Origin of the sequence: Nocardia brasiliensis NBRC 14402, from assembly GCF_000308475.2 — a bacterium.
GTDB classification, from domain to species: Bacteria; Actinomycetota; Actinomycetes; order Mycobacteriales; family Mycobacteriaceae; genus Nocardia; species Nocardia brasiliensis.
This window is the reverse complement of record NZ_BAFT02000018.1, coordinates 1-20,675: the sequence shown is the minus strand read 5'-3', so window position 1 is coordinate 20,675 and position 20,675 is coordinate 1. Positions and strand designations below refer to the sequence as shown.

Genomic DNA, 20,675 nt, shown 5'->3' with positions numbered 1-20,675 from the left:
CCGTGGTGTGGCCCGCGAGACCGCCGGTCTCGCGGGCGATCCCGTGAAATCAGGACAACCAGATCAGGCAGAAGATGTGCCCCACCGGATCGGCGTAGACGCGGAACTGATCATTGTCGTTGGGCTGCACCAGTTTCGCGCCGAGTGCGAGCGCGCGCGGCTCCGCTTCCTCGATATCGTCGACCAGCACGTCGAAGTGGACCTGCTGGGACGCTTCGGGATCCGGGAAATGCGGCGGCTGGTACTCCGCGGACAACTGGAACACCAGTCGCCGCCCCTCGTCGTCCGCGGTGACGATCCAGGTGTCGTCCTCGTCGTCGATCAGCCGTACGCCGAGCAGGCCGATGTAGAACTGCGCGAGCTTGCGCGGCTCCGGACAGTCCAGCACCACACTGCGCAGGGTGCCGACCGGCTTTTCGCTGTCCGCTGTCATGACAAGACCTCCTTCTCTTCCGATGTCGATCACCTACCCGCCGTCGCCCGGGCGAAACGCCGCCGCAACACAAGACCGGAGGGGTGCCGCCAGGTGCGACACCCCTCCGGTGGTAAAGACTTGCGCGAGAAGACTATTCAGGTTGCAGCAGCACCGGCAGCCTGCCGTGCCCGTTCGAGATGAAGCTCACCACGGTGCCCAGCTCCGCCGGGTCCGCGGCTAGTCGCATGTTCGGGAAACGCGCGAAGAGGGCGGGGAGCGCGACCGCCGCCTCCAGCCTGGCCAGCGGCGCGCCGAGGCAGTGGTGCACCCCGTGCCCGAAGGCCAGGTGATCCTTGCTGGGCCGAGTCACGTCGAACTCGTCGGCCGTCTCGCCGTGCACCTTCGGATCCCGGTTGGCCGCCGCGTAGGAGGCGAGGATCGGATCGCCCTTGGCGATCTTCACGCCCTCCACGTCGATGTCCTCGACCGCGAACCGCAACGGCAGATGCGCCACCGGCGCCTCGAACCGCAGCGCCTCCTCGATCAGCTCGGCCCAGCCGACCTTGCCCTCGACCACCGCGGCCCGCTGCTCGGGCCGGGTGAGCAAGGCGTAGATCGCCTGATCGAGCAGATTGACGGTGGTCTCGTGGCCCGCGCTGATGACCAGCAGCAGCGTATCGATCAGCTCCTGCTCGGTGAGCTGCGAACCGTCGTCCTCGTCGCGATGCGAGATGAGCAGGCTCGTCATGTCGTCGCCCGGCTCGCCGCGGCGGAAAGCCACCAGCTCGCCGAGGATGCGGTACATCTCCATGTAGTTGGCCTGCGACTGCTCCGGGCCGAGCGAAGTGTCGAAGATCCCGTCGACGCACTTGCGCAGGCCGGGATTCAACGACTCCGGCACGCCCATCAGCTCGGAGATGACCTCGATCGGCACCGGATACGCGAAACCCTCACGCAGATCGACCACCACTTCACCCGCCGGCACCGCCGCGAGCTCGTCGATCAGGCGCTCGGCGATCCGGGTGATCCGCGGTCGCATCGCCTCGGTACGGCGATGGGTGAACGCGGGAGCGACCAGCTTGCGCAGCCGCCGGTGATCGGCGCCGTACGCGGTGAACATGTTGTTCACCGCCACCCAGAGAAACAACGGCCAGTCCTGCGGCACTTCACCTTTGGCGAAGGCGGGCCAGTGCTGCCTGGCATCCTTGGACACTTTCGGATCGACGAGCAGTCGCTTCAGCAGGTCGGCGTCGGTCACCGACCACGCCTGCACGCCGCCGGGCAGCTCGACCTTGGTTGCCGGTCCACGCTCGCGCAGGCGTGCTGCTTCGCCTTGGATATCGGTTCCCGTCGGGTCCAGGACTAGGGGCGCAGTGTCCATCGCGGTCTCCTTAAAACACGTTCAACGGTGGTGACTGAGGAAACACTACGGGGAGGGAGACCAGTGCGCGATGGAAAGGTCCTGGCCGCCAAGACAATTCGTCGGCAGCCACACCAAGGCCGAGCTCGGGCAGGGCATCGAGAAGTTGATCGATGGCGTCTTGCACGATCAGATAGGCCATCGACCTGGCCGGGCAGGCGTGCGGCCCGACGCTCCACGCCAGATGCGACCGGTTGTCCACATACTCGCCCACGCTGATGGTGGGATCGTTGTTGCAGCCGGACATGCTGATCACCACGGGCTGATGGGCGGGCAGCCACACGCCGTCTATCAGGATGGGCTGCTTGGGGTACGACACGCAATAGTTCGCCATCGGCGGGTCGGTGAACAGCACCTCGTCCAGCGCGTCGCGGGTCGAAAGACTGCCGCCGAGAACGTTTCCCGCGAAGCGGTCGTCGGTGAGCATCAGCAGCAGCGTGTTGACGATCAGGTTCTGCTGCGGCTCGATGCCCGCGCCGTACAGCGTGACCAGCTGATGGATCATCTCCACGTCGTCCAGCTTGGCCGGATGGGCGAGCAGCCGCGAGGTGATGTCGTCGCCCGGTTCTTTGCGTTTCAGTGTGACCAGGTCGAACAGCGCGTCGGTGAGCATCGCGTTGCCCTTGTCCGCGTTGACGCCTTCGAAGATCGCGGCCATCCCGGTCGCGACCTGCTGGCCGATCTCCGGTGGGCAACCGAGCGTGGCGTTGAGCACCGCGAAGGTGAGCGGGAACGCGTATTGGCTGATCAGATCCGCCGCGCCGTCCTGGCAGAAGGCGTTGATCAGCGGGATGGCGATCCGTTCGACGGTGGCGTGCAGCGAGTGCAGGTCGACCTCGCCCACCGCGACCACGTTGGCTTGCCGGTACCGCAGATGCTCGAGTCCCGCGCTGCGCAGCGCGTTCGGCCGCCACTCCAACATCGGCAGGATCGGGCACTCGCCCGGCACGTTCTTCTGCCAGGTGCGCGGATCGGCCGGAAAATGGTCGGGGTCGTTGAGGATTCGTAACGCCGTGTGGTAACCGATCACCAGTGTCGCCGGGACCTCCGGCGCCAGGTTGACCGGCACGAGCGAACCGTATTGGCGTCGCATCTCGCGGTAGGCCGAATGCGGGTCAGCGGCAAACTCTTCAGAATATAGGGATACCCGAGGACCTTCGGTGTCGATCGGGGATCCGTGCTGGACGGGGCAGGACGGGGGCGTGGTCAAAGACGAGACTCCAGACGCTGGAACAGGAATTCGACGAGCGTGATCAGCGAGCGCAGGCACGTGCCTCTGTCACGTGCATCCAACGAGGTGAGCGGGGTTTCGGGGGTCAGGTCCAGCGCGTCGCGAACCTCGCTGAGCGGATAGTTTCTGGCCCCTTCGAATTGGTTGACCGCAACGGAATACGGCACGCCGCGCTCCTCGAGCACCGAGAGCACCTCGTCGGACTTCTCGATGCGCCGCGTGTCCACCAGCACCAGGGCGCCGAGCGCGCCGCGGGCCAACTCCTCCCACAGCGGGACGAACCGCTGCTGACCCGGTGTGCCGAACAGGTAGAGCGCGAGTTTCGGGCTGAGCGTGATGCGCCCGAAGTCCATCGCGACGGTCGTCTGCGATTTACCGGGCAGGCCGACCATGTCGTCGACGCCGACGCTGGCCTCGGTGATCGTCTCCTCCGTACGCAGCGGCTTGATCTCCGAGACGCTGCTCACGAAGGTCGTCTTGCCGACCCCGAAATTGCCTGCCACCAAGAGCTTTACGGAACGGGTAACGGTCTCCGGCACGTAGTCGACTGGACGATCAGACGGCGAGAGCACGGAGCCCATTGAGTACCTCTTCCAGCAGAGCGATCTCCGGCAGGTGTTCCGCCGGGGTAGGTGAGACTAGGTGACCGCTGTCCATGAGATCCGCCGCGACGATCTTCACGACGGACGGCGGCAGGTCGAGATACGCGGCGATCTCGGCGATCGACAGCGCACCCCGGCGGCTGCAGAGATTCACGACCCGGCGGGTATCGGGTGTGGCACCCGGCGCCGGGTCCTTGGCCGCACGGACCAAAGTAACCAGGTCCAGCTCACGCGTAGGACGAGTACGCCCTCCGGTGCGCACGTATGCCCGAACCAGGTCGGGATCACGCCGGGACCGTGGTGTCATGGCAATTCGCCACCATCGACACGCCTACGCGGCTGGCTGCCCAGCTCGCGGCCGACCCGGCCGGCCAGCTCGTTCATCCGGTGCGCGATGAGGGCCACGTCGATCTCGGGGGTGGTCGCGACGCCGAGCAGGGCGCCCTCACCCGCCGCGGTGATCAGGATCATGCCCTGGTCGTACTCGGTCATATTCTGTCGCACACCGTTGTTCGCGCCGCCGCAGAATTCGCCGAGCGCCTTGCCGAGAGACCGCAGACCCGACGCCGCGGCGGAGAACCGCTCGGCCTCGTCGCGCTCGATACCCGGCGAGTGCGCGATCCGCAGCCCGTCCTCGGACAGCAGGACCGAGAATCTGACGCCGGGAACGTTGAGATCGTCGAGTAGCCAGCCGAGCTTGTTGCTGCTGTCGGTCACGGGGGTGGCCATCAGGATGTCATCCCTTCGGTGTGCTCGGATTGATCGGTGGCGGCGGCACGGCCGCTCTGGGAGCCGGTGTGCCAGGCGGCGGCGACATCGGGGCGGGCCAGCCCCGGTTCGGTGCGTGGCCCGACCGGAGCTAAGGCGACGGTGCGGCGGCGACGCTTCGGTAGCCCGCCGCTGGTGATCTCGTGCACGGCGAATTGCTCACTCTCGCTGGGCTCTTCACGTTCCACCTCGCGGGCCGCGGGCACCGGGGCGGGCGCGGGCGGCGCGATCTCGGCGGCGGACTGCTCGTGCGCGGGCACCACATCCTGACCGGGCTGCGGGGTCATCAGCAGCGCCTCGGGTATGTAGACCATCGCGCGCATGCCGCCGTAGACGTTGGGACCGTCGATATAGACGGTGAAGCCGTAACGGCGAGCGAGCGCGGCGATACCCGGGAAACCCACCTTGGGCGAGGGGCCGAGCTGATGGATGTCGACCGAGCGCTCGTGCGCGAGCACCTGCCTGGCCTCCTCCATCTGTTCGGCATTCATCCGAACACCCGCGTCATCGATGATCACGGTGACGCCGTGATGACCTTCTTGGAAACTCACATCCACGAAAGACGTTGGCGGAGAATAGCGCAGCGCGTTGTCGAGCAGCGTGGCCAGGGTGTGCACAAGCGGCTCCACAGCCCGGCTGATGACCACCCGATCCAGCTGATTGGGGCGGACCCGCAGGTAGTCGCGGACGCGGCCGATCGCGCCACCGACCACGTCGGTGAGCGACTGAGCGGGCCAGCGGCGGCCGGGCAGGCCACCGCAGACGATCACATAGGACTGCGCCTGGCGGATCATCTGCTGCACCGTGTGGTCGATCCGCGTGAGCGTCTCGTAGACCTCGTCGTTGCGGTGCTCACGTAGCGCGGAACTCACCACCTGGCTCACGTCGGCGCCGAGGCTGACCACCGAGGTGCCGAACGAGCGGACGGCGGCACTGGTCGCCTGCCGCGACGCGGCGGCCACCTCCTCGCGCACCTTGCCCTCGACCGCACCGATCGCCTGCTGCGCCTCGTGATTGGCCTGTTCCCTGGTCTCGGAACGCAACAGGCTCAGATCGTCGGCGTACCGCTCGGCGATCCAGCGCAGCACCTGGGCCAGCCGGGAGTTCTCCAGGCCAGGCGGCACCTCGACGGTCGGCGGCTGGGTATCGAAACGCCTGATCGCCTCGGTGACCGCGGGCATCGTGTTGGTGGCGAACCGCTCGACGGTCTCATCGACGGCTCGCTGCTCTCTGCTGAGTGCTTCGGCTCTGGCTCGCTGTTGTTTCGCATACTGGAATGCGTACAGCGCCACCGCTATCGCAACCAGCAGAGCGGCGGCGAGGATCCATGCAAGCACCACGGCGATATCTTGGTTCATCAGTTCTTTCGTCGTCGATTGGCGCCGAGGAATCGACTCTCCGTCATCGTGCTTCGTCTCGCCTTCCTCGCGACGCCGACCATGCACATCCCTGGTCGGATCTGGTCCACGTCGGAGGACCGGAGACCCTGCGCACACTCCGAGGCCGTTCTACTCTTGCCTCACAGTGCCCGCGGGGCAGGCGATTCCACGGTCGATCGCCGACCGATCGGATTGTGTCCGAACGGTTACCAGAACCCGACGACCCGACATTAGCAGCAATGCAACCAAGTCTCGCCCGATCCACTCACATGATTGCGTTTGCAGACAAGAGGTGACTACCGCGCGCGAATGCGCAATAATGCTGCGCCCCTGGCGATCACGGCCGCTAGCCACGCAGTGACCAGGGGTGTTTCCCCGGTGCCGATAGAGGACACATCATCCGAACTATTCGTGCCGGCGCACATCTCACGCATCCCGTCAACCATGCCTACCTAGCCGACAGCCGGAAACCGGCCCACAACAGGACATTCGGTTTGCTCTTGCCCGAAAGTTAGCTGGTCCGTCCAGTTTGCTATGGCCGCGTTACGGACCGGTCGGTCAATCCGACGCGACCTGCACAGTTGCCCGGAAGTCGCCGGTTGCGCGCGCCGCCGCGGCCGTCGCGAGACCCGGACCATGTCGCCACTCCGCCGCGGGGCCCGCACAGGTAACCCAGACTGCCGGTACCGGATACTATGCCGCCATGGCAAAGCTGAAGGTGTCCGTCGATGTGCCGATCTCTCCGGAGGACGCGTGGTCGCACACGTCCAATTTGGCCGACCTCGACAAGTGGCTGACGATGCACGAGGCGTGGCGCAGCGAGGTGCCCGAGCAGCTGACCGTCGGCACCCAGCTGGTCGGCGTGGCCTCGGTGAAAGGACTGCGCAACCGGGTGACCTGGACCGTGAAAGCCGCCGAGCCGCCGCGCCGGTTGCTGCTCACCGGGGCGGGCAAGGGCGGTACCAAGCTGGGACTCGAGTTGCTGGTCGCGCCGAAGGGCACCGGGTCGGAGGTGACCGTCGACATCGAGCTCGGCGGACGACCGCTCTTCGGGCCGATCGGCGCCGGCGTGGCGCGCGCGGTGAAGGGTGACATCGAGCGGTCGCTGGACAAGTTCGTCGCGCTGTACGCCTGAAAGATGGTGTAGAACAAGGCTTTTGCGTCGAGCGCGGTCTACCGGGCCGCGTTCGACGTGCCCCGCGGACCCGGTCCGCCGGCCGCCGCGGTGATTCGGCGGCCGAGCCCCGCCTTCAGATGATCGATCACCGCCCTGGTCCGGCGGGGTAACGGGGCGGCGGCCGCGTATACCGCGTAGATGTCCGCGGGCGGCGTTTCCAGCTCCGGCAGCACCTGAACCAGCGACCCGTCTTTCAGCAGCGGATCGACGTGCCAGCGCGACCGCATGACCAGCCCGCGACCCTCCAGACACCAGCGGGTGATCACGTCGCCGTCGTTGCTGATCAGGTTCCCCGCCACCCGGACCGCGAGTTCCTTTCCCGCGCTCTCGAACCGCCACAGCGCGTAGTCGGATTCGTTCTCCCGCAGGATGATGCAGTTGTGCTCGGCCAGCTCCTTCACCGTGGCGGGCATGCCGTGCCTGCGCACATACTCCGGAGCCGCGCAGACCACCCGCCGATTGACCCACAGTCTGGTCGCGGTCAGCCGTGAATCCTGCAGTGTGCCAACGCGAATAGCGACGTCATACCCGGTGCCCGCGATATTCAGCGGCAGCGCGGACAGCTCCAGATCCACCTGCACCGACGGGTGCCGCTCGACGAAATCCGCGACCAGCGGCGCGATGTGCGCCCGGCCCAGGCCGATCGTCGACCGCAGGTGCACCCGACCGCGCAGATCGTGGCGCTGTTCGGCGATCGAGTCCTCCAGTTCCTCGAGCTGGGCGGCGATCACCGCGGCGCCCGCCGCGTACCGCTCCCCCTCCGGGGTCAGCGTCAGCCTGCGCGTACTGCGCTGCACCAGCACCACTCCGAGCCGGGCCTCCATCTGCGCGAGCCGCTTGCTCACCGACGACACCGAGATGCCGAACTCCCTGGCCGCCTCGGTCAGGCTGCGCGAGCGCGCGACGATGTCGAAAAACGTCACGTCGTCGGTGGACGCACCGTACACGGCGATCTCCTTCGTCTTTTCCTTTCGGGAAAAAGTCTCTTGCGCGTTCCGTGCTTTTGCCGCGGAATATCCGAGCCTACCGTTGAGAACGTCTCGTTACCAAGAAGATCGGAGCACGCGACGATGGGTGCCACACACCGAATTGCTGTCATTCCGGGCGACGGCATCGGCAAGGAAGTCGTGCCGCAGGGAATTCGAGTTCTCTCGGCCGCGGCGGCCGCATTCGACTTCACCCTGGATATCACCGAGTTCGATTTCGCGAGCGCGGACTACTACACGGCGACCGGCAAAATGCTGCCGGACGGCTGGTTCGACCAGCTGTCCGCCTTCGACGCGCTCTTCTTCGGCGCCGTCGGCTGGCCCGAGGTGGTGCCCGACCACATCTCGCTGTGGGGCAGCCTGCTGCAGTTCCGCCGCCATTTCGACCAGTACGTGAGTCTGCGTCCGGTCCGGCTGCTGCCGGGTATCAGCAGCCCGCTCGCGGGCCGGCGGCCCGGCGACGTCGACTTCTACGTGGTCCGGGAGAACACGGAGGGCGAATACTCGAGCGTGGGCGGCAAGATCTTCGAGGGCACCGACCGGGAAACGGTGCTGCAGGAGACCGTGATGACCCGAACCGGTGTCGACCGAATCCTGAAGTACGCGTTCGAACTAGCGCAACGCAGGCCGAAACGGCATCTCACCTCCGCCACCAAGAGCAACGGTATTTCCATCTCCATGCCCTATTGGGACGAGCGCGTCGCGAACATGGCGGGCAGTTATCCCGACGTGGCGGTGGACAAATACCACATCGATATTCTGACGGCGAATTTTGTCTTGCATCCGGACTGGTTCGACGTGGTGGTCGCGAGCAATCTCTTCGGCGATATCCTGTCCGATCTCGGACCCGCCTGCACCGGCACCATCGGCATCGCGCCGAGCGGGAACATCAACCCCGAGCGGCGTTTTCCGAGCCTGTTCGAGCCGGTGCACGGCTCGGCGCCGGATATCGCCGGGCTGGGGATCGCCAACCCCGTCGGCCAGATCTGGAGCGGCGCGATGATGCTCGAGCACCTGGGCGAAGAGGAGGCCGCCGGGGCGGTGCTCGCCGCTGTCGAGGCCGCGCTCGTCCAGGACAGGTCCGCGATGACACCGGATCTGGGCGGGTCCGGAACCACGGAGTCCTTCGGCGCCCTGGTGTGCGCGCAGCTCGAGGCGGCCACCTCGACGACCGCGGCGAGGCGATCATGAAACTCGATGCCCGGTCCCGTTCGTTCCCCGCGCCCGCGCTCGACGGCATCCCGCTGCTCGTGCCGGTGGTCCTGACCGCGGGCGTGCTCGTCGCGGGCCTCTTCGATGCCATACCCGAGAACATGATCGGCGGGCTCGCGGTGATCGTCGGGCTCGGCATGCTGCTCGGCCCGCTCGGCAACCGGCTGCCGGTCATCTCGAAAATCGGTGGCGGCGCGCTGATCTGCCTGATGGTGCCCTCGATCCTGGTGTACCTCGGCGCTTTCGACGAGAACACCCTCGCCGCGGCGAGTGCGCTGATGAAGCAGGCCAACTTCCTGTATTTCGTCATCTGCACGCTGGTGGTCGGCAGCATCCTCGGCATGAGCCGAAAGGTGATGATCGGCGGGCTGATCCGCATTTTCCCGCCGCTGCTGCTCGGCACCGTGGTCGCGGTGTCGGCAGGGATCGCGGTCGCGATGGCGTTCGGCTACAGCTTGCATCGCGCGCTGTTCTACATCGTCGTGCCGATCATCGGCGGCGGCATCGGCGAGGGTGTCATTCCGCTGTCGTCGGCCTACGCGTCGGCGCTCGGCGGGCATCAGGCCGATTTCGTCGCCGAACTCATCCCCGCGGCGATCATCGGCAATATCGCCGCGGTCATCACGGCGGGCGTGCTGCGCCGGCTCGGCGATCGCCGTCCGCACCTCGACGGTGGCGGGCAGTTGGTGAAGGTGCCGTCCGCCGGCCCCGGCCCGACCGGCCCAGCGGAACCCGCCCCGCGCGATCCGGCCGCGCCCCCGCGCAATCACGCGCTCGGCGTGCTGCTCATCTGTGGCATGTTCGTGCTCGCCACCTTGCTCGAGCACGCGGTGCACCTGCCCGCGCCGGTGCTGGTGATCATCATGTCGGTGCTGTGCAAACTGTTCGGCGTCTTCCCGCCGGTGGTCGAGGACAGTGTGCGCGGCGTCTATACCGTCATCTCGAAGTATTTCATCTACCCCACGATGATCGGGCTCGGCCTGCTGTACCTGCCGCTGCAGAGCATCATCGGCGTGCTGTCGGTGGGGTATGTGATCGCGTGCGTCGCCGTTGTCCTGTCGATGGCCGGAACCGGCTATGTCGTCGGCCGCGCCATCGGCATGTATCCGGTGGACGCCTCGCTGGTCACCGTGTGCCACAGCGGCCTCGGCGGAACCGGCGACGTGGCCATCCTTTCCGCGTCGAACCGGATGAATCTCATGCCGTTCGCCCAGATCTCGACCCGGATCGGCGGCGTCACCACGGTCATCTCGGCGGCCGCGCTGATCAAGGTGTGGCAAGGATGAGAGTGCTGGTCGCGCCCGACAAGTTCAAGGGCAGTCTGTCCGCCGCGGAGGTGGCCCGCTGTCTTGTCCTGGGGCTCAGCGCATCCGGGGCCGAATGCCGGGCGCTTCCGCTCGCCGACGGCGGCGACGGCAGTGTCGAAGCGGCCGTCGCCGCCGGTTTCGAGGCGGTGCCGGTCACCGTCGCGGGCGCGACCGGAACGCCACGGCAGGGCCTGATCGCCCTGCGCGGCGACACCGCCGTCGTCGAGGTCGCGAACACCTGCGGACTCGCCACCCTGCCCGGCGGGCGGCTCCGGCCGCTCGATTCGTCGAGTCTCGGTCTGGGACAAGCGCTTCGACAGGCGCTGCGGTACGAGCCGCGCCGGATCGTGCTGGCGCTCGGCGGCAGCGCGAGCACCGACGGCGGCATGGGGTTGTTGACCGCCATGGGGTTTCGGTTCGCCGATGCCGCCGGGCGGGTCCTGCCGCCGAGTGGTCGTGCACTGCTCGACATCGCCGCGGTCGACGTGTCCGCGGCGGTGCGCCTGCCCACCGTCGAGTTGGTGCTCGCCTCCGATGTCACCAACCCGCTCACCGGACCCGACGGAGCAGCCGCCGTCTACGGCCCGCAGAAGGGCGCAACCTCCGCGCAGGTGCGCCGCCTCGACACAGGCCTGCGCCGTTTCGTACAGACGCTGTCCCACACCGGTTTTCCCCAAGCCCCCGCCCTCGCTGCGACTCCAGGAGCAGGCAGCGCAGGCGGCGTCGGCTTCGCCGCCCTGCTCCTCGGCGCCCGCCCCCTCTCCGGTGCCGACTACTTTCTCGACCTACTCGACTTCGACCGGCACCGCGCCACCGCCGACCTGATCGTCACCGGCGAAGGCCGCCTGGACCAGCAAACCGAGCGCGGCAAACTCCCCGCCGCCATCGCGCACCGCGCCGCCCCCACCCCCGTCATAGCCGTCGCGGGCCGCAGCGCCCTCCCCCGAACCCATTGGCCCCGAGCCGGTTTCACCCACGTCTACACCCTCACCGACTACACGCCCACCGACACCGCGCAAAACCCCACCCTCACCGCCCACCTCCTCACCCGAATAGGCACCCGGATCGGCCGATCTTCTAGAACTGCGTAACTGAGGTGGGCGGTCCACACCGCACCGGGCTGGGTAATTTCGATTCTGCACCCGAGCGGAATCGGTTACGGAAGAATAGCGGTATGACGAACCACTACCAGCGTCTGTTGATCACTAGTGACGGCGAGCCGGATGACTTGCTACAGCTGTTGGACTGGTTTCGTAACGATGACGCGCTCCGTGGCCGTGTCCAACCGGAGGCGCCTGAGTTCCGCGACAATCAGATGGGCGGCCTGTACGACGTTCTTGCGGTGGCTGTAGGTGTCGGCGGAGTCGCACCGGCACTGGCGAGCTCGTTGAGCACGTGGCTCACCCACCGCCGCTCGGATATCACCCTGAAATTGACGCGTGCCGACGGCACCGAGATCGAACTCGATGCGCGGCGAGTCAGCAGCTCGGATGCCGTCGAAGAACTTCGGAAGCTGCTCGATACTCCGGATGATCCGTTGTGACGCGAGCAAGGATGTGCCCTCGCCGTTCCGCATCGAGGAGTTCCTGATGCGCCAGTTCGATCCCGACCGCTCGCGCGCCGTGATCGTCGGCGTCACCAATTATGCGGAACTGCCGGATCTTCCAGCTGTCGCAAACAACGTAGCAGGATTGACAGAGGTGATGACCAGTCCAGCTCTGGGCGGCTTACCTACCGAGCACTGTGTATCCATCAGTCAAGCAACTACCGCATCTCGAATAGGCGACGCGGTCGCTGCCGCAGGCCGAGACGCGACAGACATGTTGTTTGTGTATTACTCCGGACACGGCCTGCCGGGCCTACGTTCGAGCGAATTGTTTCTGACGCTGCCTGACACCACCCCTGATCGACCCGCCTTTTCGGGCATTTCGTATGACGCTCTCCGCGATGAGGTGTTGAACAGCCCGGCGGTGCTCCGAGTTCTCGTACTCGACTGCTGCTTCTCCGGCCGGGCTACTGCACCATACCTGTCGGGCGTCGATACGCTGCAGACGCAGCTGCACATAGACGGTACCTGCGTGCTGACCGCATCACCGGCCAACCGCGTGGCCTTGGTCGGATCAACCTACAGCGAGTTCACCGGCGCTCTACTCGACGTGTTGCGATGCGGCATTTCCGAGGAAGGACCGCTGCTGAGCGTGGGCGCGATCTATCGGTGCCTGCGCAAGAATATGGTCGCCCAGGGGTTACCCGCACCGCAGATGCTCACCACGGCAACAGCAGGACTGTTCGCACTGACACCCAACCTGGCCTATATCGAAAACGCCGCCCCTGCCGCCGCGGAACCGAAGCCGATCACAGGACGGATCTTCGCTTCCGGCCCGCTGGCGCCGAGAGCGGTGCCGGCATTGCGCGAACAACCTGTTGCACCCGAGTACTCCAGCCCTCTATATCTCGCGCCGGTATCTCTCAGCTATGAGGAAGGTTCAGGTGTCAGCGACTATCAGCGGTCGAAAAATGATGCGCTGGTCAATGACATGCTCAGGCGTGAGCGCGCCCGGGAAGCCTTGAAGAGTGCAGAGAAAAAATTCGCCGCCTACATGCACGAAGTAGCAGATTTCTGCCTGGGGCCGCCGGCCGAACAGCAAGAGTGGGAATATCGAGACCTTTTACCGCAACATGAGCAATGGAGCCATTTGATCGACAAGGCAGAAGCTGCCGACAGTATCGAGGATATTCGTAAGGCAACCGGAGCCGTCGACTTGTTCTTGCGCACCACGTATCGAACCTTACCGTGGCCACCGGAGTTCGGTTCCGTCGGTGGATTCCGGCGCATGGCCGAGCTCAAATCTGTGCACAGACTGCTGGTTTGGCGTATCCGCCGACGGATGGACGACCGCCGGAAAGAACTGCATGCGTATCTGCTCGGCATTGCACACTTCTGCGAACCGCCCATAGCGATCGCGGAGTCGATCACCCAAGAATTAGCACAGAGAATCCCCGAACTAGCCGACCCGATCATCGACCTCATGAGTCTGCTGGCAGAGTCGGATTCTATAGATCAGCAAAGACTGAAGACACCGACAGAACTCGCTTCTCATCTCGATGGCATCCTGACGCGTATCACTGCGATCACCGAGCACATCGATATGCGATTACGTGCGCTGGTCGAGGAGGGGCTGATCTGAGCTCGAGCACCGCCGGGCTCGACCAGACCGGCTCGCCGCCTTCGCCGCCGGGCTGCGAGTCGATCAGATGCGTCCTCCTCGCTCGAAACGAATCCAGATCACCTTCGTCGGCCAGACCGTCCCCACGTGCTGTGCATCATGCTAAGCAACACTGCCACAAGGCAATTCGCTTCCTTGCTTATCCGCGTGTCGCTCGGCGATGTGACGCACCATCCGCGTATCGCGTTGACCTACCCCACTCGCGCGCCGTACCAGATCTCCGAGGCGGATACCGCTACGCCCAGCAGCAGGTTCGCCAGCACGATCATCCACACGCCGGCGAGGGGTGTGCCGGCGTCGAACGAATGCACCAGAAACACGGCACCGTAGCCGCACCAGAGGAGTAGGAGGAAAGCCAGAACACCTCCGTACGCCCGGGTGTACTCACCGCGGGACGAGTGCATGCCCAAGATGATCCCGGCCGCTATAACAGCCAGAAAAGTTCCGCCGACGAACACCACGGCTTGGACAGGGGACCGCACCTCTCCGAAGGGATATACCTCCTGGGTTCGGATGAATTCCCAACCACCGTCGGTGAAGTCGGCCAGGGGCTGTGTCAGCGCCCCGGCCCACAGCGCGAAGGCCAGGCCCACACAACTTCGGAGGAACCAGAAGCGGCCCGGCTCATCGCGTGGCGTCGCTTCATCGCTGCTGTTTTCAGGGATCGGATTCACGGAGCCCCCGCTCGACGAACGTATGCAACCAGTATTACCGGAGCGCATCGAGTCAGCGTGCGCGAGATCTTTCGGTTGTGGATCAGTGATCGATGCTGCTGCGGAACACGAGACGGATGAAGGTTTCGGTGTGGCGGCGGATGTCGGCGCGGGCTCGGGTGCGTTCCTGGTCGGAGGCGTGGGCGTGCAGGTGCAGGACTCTGGTGAGGCCGATCAGGCCGGTGAACGACGTTGCGAGATCTTCCGGGGTGGCAAGGTCGGCGGGGATCCGGCCGACGGCGATCCAGTGTTCGAACAGGCGGCTCACGGGCCGGCGCATGGCCGAGATCGCTTGTTGCAGTGCGGGACTGTGCAGCAGGCCGTCCTGCGCCATGACGCTGATCAGCAAGCGGGCATCCTCGTGCTCCCACCCGTCGAGGACGGCGCCCACGAGTTCGCGCAGGTATTGCGGCGGGTCGGTGTCGACGAGGGCGGCCGTGGCGGCGTCCATCATGTCGAGCGGGTTCGTGGGGCCGAGGCTGGCGAGTACGGCGTCGAAGATCGCCTGCTTGCTGGCGAAATGTGCGTAGAGCACGCTCTCGCTCAACCCGACCTCGCGCGCGATGGACCGGATCGAGGTGCCCGCGTACCCGTTGCGGGCGAACAGGCGCAGGGCGGCGCTCGACAAAGCGGCTTTGGTGTCGCCCGCATCCGCCTTGCGCGGCCGTCCGGGTCTACGCCGTGGTGTCGTCATGCCACTTCCGCCCTTTCATTTCGAGGTCTACAATTAATCGAACGATCGATTATTTTACCGCAAAGGACGAGATCATGAGCACCGACCCGCGCACCAAGACCAACCCACCCGCGCCATACGTCGAACCGGCTCCCTACGGCTATCTCTACCTCGGCTTCCGCGTCGACCCACCCCGGCGAATCCCGTTCGTGCCCCGCAGTTCTCGCCGCCGTGAGGTCTTGCGCCGCTGCCGAGACCGCACGCGCCGACTGGCGGCGATGGACGAGGTGCTCTCGGCCAGGGCCTACCGCGCCATCGCGATCCAGCCCGCCGAGGTGAGCCCCCGTTTCGACGTGATCGTCCTCATCGAGACCGGCACACCGGAGACGCTCGCCACGGTGCAGGCGACGCCGGAGTTCCAGCAGCTCGGCGCCGACTTCGTCATGCCCGCCCGCAATATCAGGCGCCTCGGCGACATCGACCGGTCCCCGACCGGCACCTTCCTGTTCAACCACTTCACCGCCGACGACTACGACCGCGCCTTGCGCTATTTCGACTCGGTCGCCGGCTGGTTCCACCACGACGCCGAGGTGGACGACATCGCCCTGCTCGGCCCGATCGAAGACGCCCCCTACGTCTTCGTCAACCAGGTCCGCCTGCCCGGCACCCTCACTGCCTTCATCCTCGCCCTGCTCCGCCCGAACTTCCGCCGCTCGGTACACGACGTGATGGTCGCCAACCGCGTCGGCTTCGCGTCCATCATCTGCAAGCCCGTCTGAATCGAGACCAGCACTCCCCCGCAAGCAATTCCATTGGCGCCCTTCCCTTCGGCACCACGCTCAGCGTAAGCAGCGTCGGCTATCTGGCCACGGCAGCCCCCGACGACCTTCTCAGCCCCTTCGGCAGCCGGATCATCCGTGCCGGACAGGAGATACCCCCGCACGACCTGAGCCTGTACGTCGCCATCGGCCGTTGCGGGGCTCGCAGCTACCCGCCGTCGCCGACGGAAACGCGCGCTCGCGAAGAAGTACGAGATCTGCTGAGTCAGTAGGTCGTCACTCGGCCGACAGGTCCGCGGTGACGAGACGGTAGCCGAGGTCGAGGTGGGAGCGGTCGAGGAGGTCGGCGTAGCGGGCGGCCCAGGAGCCATCGGCGAGATCTCGCCGCAGGCGTGACAATCCTGCTCGGAGTTGCGGTTCCGGCGTGAGCGCGAGCATGGATATTCCGGCTCGGACGGTTTCGTCGAGATAGGCCTCGGGACGACGCCAGTAAGCGCCGCCGAAACCGTCGACGCAGTCGTGTGGCACCGGGACCGGCTGTACGACAAAGCTTTCCAACTGAGCGGTCAAGCGAGCCAAAGGCACGGCGAGACGCGCGTCGGTTGCCGCAGCCGCGGGTAGGTAGTCGCGCACCAGCCAGAACTGCCGGAACACCGAATGATCCCAAGTGAGAATTACGATGCGACGCCGCGCAACTCGGATCATCTCCGCGATGCCGCGGTCGAGGTCGGTCCAATGGTGGATGGTGAGCACCGCCAAGGCCGCGTCCGCGGCACCGGTGCGGACCGGCAACTGCTCGGCGGTCGCGCGCACGGCAGCGGCGGTACCGTCCGGCCGCTGCGCGATCATCACCGGGCTGGGCTCGACCGCGAGCACGGTACCGCCCGGTTCGTAGGAGCCGGTGCCCGCGCCGATGTTCACGATCGACGCCATACCCGCGAGAGACGCATCGATCGCGGCGGCGATGCGCGGATCCGGCTGCCGGGTCGCCGCATACGTGCGCCCGGTGGTGTCGTACACCGTCATCGCCGCCACCACGCCGAGCGGCCGCGAGGGCCACCCACGCCGGCCGGGACTTCGATCGCCATCGTCGGACCTTAGCGGGCGCACCGCCGCCGCAGCCACCCCATCAGCGGGACGGCCACGCTCACAGTCGAGGCGCCAAAATCACTTACCGTCCGACAACCAGCGCGAATTCAGCTCCCGCTCGGCCGCCGCGGTCAGCGCACCGAACACCCGCAACCGCGCGATACCCCCGTCCGGGTAGATGTCGACGCGCACATGCGTGGCAGCCCGATCGGACGGTGCCAGCCGGAAACGATGCGGAGTGTCGGGCTGCAATGCGGTGCGCGGCAACAACTCGAACCAGGCCGTGTCGTCGCTCGGCGGCAGTGGCCCAGTCCCCTGGTGATCGATCGCCATGACGCGGGCTTCGCCGGGCGCGTTGAACAGCAGATGCGTGGTGTCGAGTTCGATCAGCGCGGGAACGCCCTGCGCGGCGAGCTGGATTGTCGCCCAGTCGTTTCCGCCGTCCCGGCGGCGCGCGGTCTCCCAGCCCTCGGCCTGGTTGCGGGCCAGCCCGGGTGCGAGCATGTTGTCCGGCGCCGAGTAGAACATGTTGGAGCAGGCGATGGTTCGCGCGCCGTGCGCCAGTGCGGCGAGGTCGACGGTGAGCCCGGTGAGCAGCGTCGGGTCCGGGACCACCTCGCCGTGCACGCGCAGACGGGCGACGCCGCCGTCCGGGAAGATGTTCAATCGGACGTGGGTGAAGATGCGGTCGTCGGCCACCGGCAGCTCGTGCTTCACGTCGCCGCCGAGCGCGGTCCGCGGCACGATCTCCACCCACTCGGCCGAATCCAGTTGCGCCGGAGAAGGATAGCCGGGAGCACGGCAGGCGTCGACGGAGGTGAACGGCGGGTAGTTGCCTTTGAACCAGGCCGTGTCCACGACCACGCCGCGGATCACGCCGGGCATGCCGAGCCGGATGACGGCCCAATCGTGGCCGGGTCCGCGATGCCGGCGGGTCTCCCAGCCGTCGTACTCCTGACCTTTGGGGCCGAAGGTGTGCTCGGCGAACCGGGGTTCCCAAGGGTTGATGAGGTTTTCGCGTTCCTCGAACGATTCGTCGCTCGCGGCGATCACGCCGGCGCGGTTGGTGCGCAGCGCCAGGTCGGGCAGATTGGTGAAGTCAGACATATTTCCCTTGTCGATTGCGGTTCGCGATGATCTCGGCGGGTGCTGTATCCCACTGCGGTACAGCGACTCTGGGCTGGGTGAGCAGCTCCCCCGTCGGCGGATGCCCGTTGCCGACGACCCGCCCCCGCAGCCAGGTCGCGTGCACGAGGCCGCGCAGCTCACGTCCGCCGTAGGGCGTGATGGGGTTCTTGTGCGCCAGCGCGGCGGGATCGACGGTGACCGGCGCCCACGGATCGAAGGCCACGAGGTCGGCGTCGCAACCGACCGCAATACGGCCCTTCTGCGGCAGTCCGGCCAGCTCCGCGGGGGCGGCAGCCATCCAGCGCACCACATCGGTGAGCCGGAACCCCCGTTCGGCGGCGGCCGTCCACACGGCGGGCAAACCGATCTGCAGCGACGAGATTCCGCCCCACGCGGTGGCGAAATCCCCCTCCTTCAACTCCGGCGTGCACGGCGAATGATCGGAGACCACGCAACTGAGCACGCCATCGGCCAGGCCCTGCCACAGCGCATCCTGGTTTCCGGAATCCCGAATCGGCGGACAGCATTTGAACGCGGTGGACGACGCCTCCGCCGCCGAGAGCGTCAAGTAGTGCGGGCAGGTCTCGGCGGTGATCCGCACGCCACGGGCCTGCGCCTGTGCCAGCGGTTCGAGACAGGCCGCCGCCGAGACGTGCAGGATGTGCGCCCGTACCCCGGTGAGCTCGGCGAGCGCGATGACTTCTTGCACCGCGGCCCTTTCCGCCTCGCCCGGCCGGGAATCGAGGAACGCGCGATATGTCCCGTCAACCGGATCGTGCAGCCGCACCGGATCTTCCGCGTGCACCACGAGCAGACCGTCGTACTCGGCCAGCTCGCGCATCACCTGTTCGACCTCGCCGAGCCCGAGCGGCGGGAACTCGTCGACTCCCGAGGGCGAGAGGAAGCATTTGAAGCCGACCACCCCCGCCTCGTACAGCGGTCGCAGCGCGGCCAGATTGCCGGGGATCGCACCACCCCAGAAGGCCACGTCCACATGGCATTGCCCTTCCGCGACAGCCTGTTTGGTGCGCAGGTGCGCCACGGTGACGGTCGGCGGCAACGAGTTCAGCGGCATGTCGACGATCGTCGTCACCCCGCCCGCGGCGGCCGCCTTGGTGGCCGTGGCGAAACCCTCCCACTCGGTGCGCCCCGGCTCGTTGACGTGCACATGGGAGTCCACCAGTCCGGGCAGCACGACCAGGTCGGCGAGATCGGTCGTCGCGGCTGCGGGCAGCACGGCCTCGTACTCGGCCAGGGCCGCGATCTTGCCGTCCCGCACCGCGATCGAGGCCGCGCGGATCCCTTCCGGCAGCGCGACCCGCCGGGATCGGATCACCAGATCATGCATGGGCTTTCGCTCCCAACCAGGCGCCGGCGAGCTCGCCGGCCAGCTGTTCCAGCAGTGGTCCCGCCTGCGCGATGCAGATCTCGGGGGCGGGCTCGAGGTCGGTCAGCGCGTACGCGGCTTCGATGTGCGCGCCACGCAGCTGCTCGTCGGTGAGCGCACGCTGCCCGGCCACCGCGACGACCGGCACGGACGCGCTCGCCGCCGCCCGCGCGACGCCGACCGGCGCTTTGCCGTGCAGGGTCTGCGGATCGAGCGAGCCTTCCCCGGTGATCACCAGGCGAGCCCCCCGCACCTGTTCGGTGAACGACATCAGTTCGAGGATCAACTCGATGCCCGGTCGCACGCTCGCGCCGAGGAAGGCGAGCGCGGCGTAGCCGACCCCGCCGGCCGCCCCCGCTCCGGGGCGCTGCGCCACCGCCGCGCCGAGGTCGCGTTCGACGATCGAGGCCAAACGTGCCAGACCCCATTCCAATTCGTCGACTTCGCGCGGCCGCGCCCCCTTCTGCGGGCCGTAGACCTGTGCGGCCCCGCGCGGCCCGAGCAGCGGGTTGTCGACGTCGGAGGCCACGATCACCGGCACCTGCAGCATATCCGCGGCGTCGATGCGCGCCAGCCTGCTCAATGCGGCTGCGCCGGGCGGCAACTCACGATCGTGCTCGTCGAGAAAGCGCACGCCCAGCGCGGACATCATGCCCACCCCGCCGTCGGTGCAGGCACTGCCGCCTAGCCCGAGCACCACCTGGCGGGCGCCGCGCAGGGCCGCCGCGCGGATCAGTTCGCCCGTGCCGTAACTGGTTGCGCTCATGGCGGTTTGGTAGGTAGGCCGCATGGGCAGCCGGCGCAGGCCGGACGCTTCCGCCAGCTCGACCACGGCCGCCTCGCCCCTCATCGCGAACGAGGCGGCCACCGGCACACCGAGCGGGCCGGTGACGCTGGTCTGGAATCGGACGAAACCCGATTCCACCACCGCGTCCACCGTGCCGTCCCCGCCGTCGGCCACCGGCATGGTGACGAGCGGGAGATCCGGGCGTACCCGGCGGAGGCCGGTCGCGAGGTGCGCGGCGACCTCGGGCGCGGTGAGCGAGCCCTTGAACTTGTCGGGGGCCAGGACGCAATGTCCGTCGCGCCACCCGCCGCGCACGATCGCCGATCGCAGCTCTCCCGGCGGCGCGTCCGGCCTGCTCACCGCCCGCCTCCCACCGGTTCGGGGGTGAGGGGAAC

At 66.9% G+C, this 20,675-nt stretch carries 21 protein-coding genes; 7 read left to right on the top strand and 14 right to left on the bottom strand.

Annotated elements, in window-relative coordinates:
* Nucleotides 1-49: 49 nt before the first annotated feature.
* The 7 genes from TY25_RS04360 to TY25_RS04330 form a co-directional block, all read right to left on the bottom strand.
* Nucleotides 50-433: a VOC family protein gene (locus tag TY25_RS04360; protein WP_042254263.1), complete on the bottom strand. Its 384-nt coding sequence runs from the start codon at nucleotides 431-433 to the stop codon at nucleotides 50-52.
* Nucleotides 434-566: 133 nt separating this feature from the next.
* Entirely contained in the window at nucleotides 567-1,796 is a 1,230-nt protein-coding gene (locus TY25_RS04355; protein ID WP_042254262.1) for a cytochrome P450 family protein, read from the bottom strand.
* Nucleotides 1,797-1,806: 10 nt separating this feature from the next.
* Nucleotides 1,807-3,045: a cytochrome P450 gene (locus tag TY25_RS04350; RefSeq protein ID WP_042254261.1), complete on the bottom strand. Its 1,239-nt coding sequence runs from the start codon at nucleotides 3,043-3,045 to the stop codon at nucleotides 1,807-1,809.
* Nucleotides 3,042-3,647 (bottom strand): GTP-binding protein, encoded by a 606-nt coding sequence (locus tag TY25_RS04345; protein ID WP_029895426.1) that lies wholly within the window; start codon nucleotides 3,645-3,647, stop codon nucleotides 3,042-3,044. The genes TY25_RS04350 and TY25_RS04345 overlap by 4 nt, the downstream gene beginning before the upstream one ends.
* Nucleotides 3,622-3,975 (bottom strand): DUF742 domain-containing protein, encoded by a 354-nt coding sequence (locus TY25_RS04340; protein ID WP_029895424.1) that lies wholly within the window; start codon nucleotides 3,973-3,975, stop codon nucleotides 3,622-3,624. The genes TY25_RS04345 and TY25_RS04340 overlap by 26 nt, the downstream gene beginning before the upstream one ends.
* Nucleotides 3,972-4,397, bottom strand: coding sequence for a roadblock/LC7 domain-containing protein (locus TY25_RS04335; protein ID WP_029895422.1), 426 nt, complete (start codon nucleotides 4,395-4,397; stop codon nucleotides 3,972-3,974). The genes TY25_RS04340 and TY25_RS04335 overlap by 4 nt, the downstream gene beginning before the upstream one ends.
* Nucleotides 4,397-5,794, bottom strand: a complete 1,398-nt coding sequence (locus TY25_RS04330; protein WP_042254260.1) for an ATP-binding protein — start codon at nucleotides 5,792-5,794, stop codon at nucleotides 4,397-4,399. Before TY25_RS04330 ends, TY25_RS04335 begins: the two co-directional genes overlap by 1 nt.
* A 724-nt stretch (nucleotides 5,795-6,518) precedes the next feature.
* Here TY25_RS04330 and TY25_RS04325 point away from each other — a divergent pair.
* Nucleotides 6,519-6,950 carry a type II toxin-antitoxin system Rv0910 family toxin gene (locus tag TY25_RS04325; protein WP_029895418.1) on the top strand — a complete coding sequence of 144 codons (432 nt, stop codon included), beginning with the start codon at nucleotides 6,519-6,521 and terminating at the stop codon, nucleotides 6,948-6,950.
* Nucleotides 6,951-6,988: 38 nt separating this feature from the next.
* On the opposite strand, the gene TY25_RS04320 is transcribed toward TY25_RS04325, so the two are convergent.
* Nucleotides 6,989-7,939: a LysR family transcriptional regulator gene (locus TY25_RS04320; protein WP_042254257.1), complete on the bottom strand. Its 951-nt coding sequence runs from the start codon at nucleotides 7,937-7,939 to the stop codon at nucleotides 6,989-6,991.
* 123 nt (nucleotides 7,940-8,062) lie between these two features.
* Between TY25_RS04320 and TY25_RS04315 the strand changes: the two genes are divergently transcribed.
* From TY25_RS04315 to TY25_RS40325, 5 genes are all read left to right on the top strand, one after another.
* On the top strand, nucleotides 8,063-9,169 hold the full coding sequence (locus TY25_RS04315) for a tartrate dehydrogenase (RefSeq protein ID WP_042254256.1): 1,107 nt from the start codon (nucleotides 8,063-8,065) through the stop codon (nucleotides 9,167-9,169).
* Nucleotides 9,166-10,476, top strand: a complete 1,311-nt coding sequence (locus tag TY25_RS04310) for a 2-hydroxycarboxylate transporter family protein (protein WP_042254273.1) — start codon at nucleotides 9,166-9,168, stop codon at nucleotides 10,474-10,476. The genes TY25_RS04315 and TY25_RS04310 overlap by 4 nt, the downstream gene beginning before the upstream one ends.
* Nucleotides 10,473-11,588 carry a glycerate kinase gene (locus TY25_RS04305; protein WP_042254255.1) on the top strand — a complete coding sequence of 372 codons (1,116 nt, stop codon included), beginning with the start codon at nucleotides 10,473-10,475 and terminating at the stop codon, nucleotides 11,586-11,588. The genes TY25_RS04310 and TY25_RS04305 overlap by 4 nt, the downstream gene beginning before the upstream one ends.
* A gap of 83 nt (nucleotides 11,589-11,671) precedes the next feature.
* Nucleotides 11,672-12,040, top strand: a complete 369-nt coding sequence (locus tag TY25_RS04300; RefSeq protein ID WP_042254254.1) for an effector-associated constant component EACC1 — start codon at nucleotides 11,672-11,674, stop codon at nucleotides 12,038-12,040.
* A complete protein-coding gene (locus TY25_RS40325) occupies nucleotides 11,988-13,685 on the top strand; it encodes a caspase family protein (RefSeq protein WP_162184180.1) in 1,698 nt (565 codons plus the stop codon). The genes TY25_RS04300 and TY25_RS40325 overlap by 53 nt, the downstream gene beginning before the upstream one ends.
* A gap of 230 nt (nucleotides 13,686-13,915) precedes the next feature.
* On the opposite strand, the gene TY25_RS04290 is transcribed toward TY25_RS40325, so the two are convergent.
* Together TY25_RS04290 and TY25_RS04285 are read right to left on the bottom strand one after the other, a co-directional pair.
* Complete coding sequence (locus TY25_RS04290) at nucleotides 13,916-14,398, bottom strand: hypothetical protein (RefSeq protein ID WP_146153999.1); 483 nt, start codon at nucleotides 14,396-14,398, stop codon at nucleotides 13,916-13,918.
* A gap of 82 nt (nucleotides 14,399-14,480) precedes the next feature.
* Nucleotides 14,481-15,131, bottom strand: a complete 651-nt coding sequence (locus TY25_RS04285; RefSeq protein ID WP_226887385.1) for a TetR/AcrR family transcriptional regulator — start codon at nucleotides 15,129-15,131, stop codon at nucleotides 14,481-14,483.
* Nucleotides 15,132-15,205: 74 nt separating this feature from the next.
* On the opposite strand from TY25_RS04285, the gene TY25_RS04280 reads away from it, so the two are divergent.
* Nucleotides 15,206-15,889, top strand: a complete 684-nt coding sequence (locus TY25_RS04280; RefSeq protein ID WP_042254251.1) for a hypothetical protein — start codon at nucleotides 15,206-15,208, stop codon at nucleotides 15,887-15,889.
* 276 nt (nucleotides 15,890-16,165) lie between these two features.
* On the opposite strand, the gene TY25_RS04275 is transcribed toward TY25_RS04280, so the two are convergent.
* The 4 genes from TY25_RS04275 to TY25_RS04260 form a co-directional block, all read right to left on the bottom strand.
* Nucleotides 16,166-16,915 carry a class I SAM-dependent methyltransferase gene (locus TY25_RS04275; RefSeq protein ID WP_042254269.1) on the bottom strand — a complete coding sequence of 250 codons (750 nt, stop codon included), beginning with the start codon at nucleotides 16,913-16,915 and terminating at the stop codon, nucleotides 16,166-16,168.
* Between the two features lie 141 nt (nucleotides 16,916-17,056).
* Nucleotides 17,057-18,085 (bottom strand): allantoicase, encoded by a 1,029-nt coding sequence (gene alc / locus TY25_RS04270; RefSeq protein ID WP_042254250.1) that lies wholly within the window; start codon nucleotides 18,083-18,085, stop codon nucleotides 17,057-17,059.
* A complete protein-coding gene (allB, locus tag TY25_RS04265; protein ID WP_042254249.1) occupies nucleotides 18,078-19,454 on the bottom strand; it encodes an allantoinase AllB in 1,377 nt (458 codons plus the stop codon). Before allB ends, alc begins: the two co-directional genes overlap by 8 nt.
* The gene (locus tag TY25_RS04260; protein ID WP_088606886.1) at nucleotides 19,447-20,640 is read right to left on the bottom strand and encodes a glycerate kinase; all 1,194 of its coding nucleotides are present in this window, start codon (nucleotides 20,638-20,640) and stop codon (nucleotides 19,447-19,449) included. Before TY25_RS04260 ends, allB begins: the two co-directional genes overlap by 8 nt.
* Nucleotides 20,641-20,675: the final 35 nt, after the last annotated feature.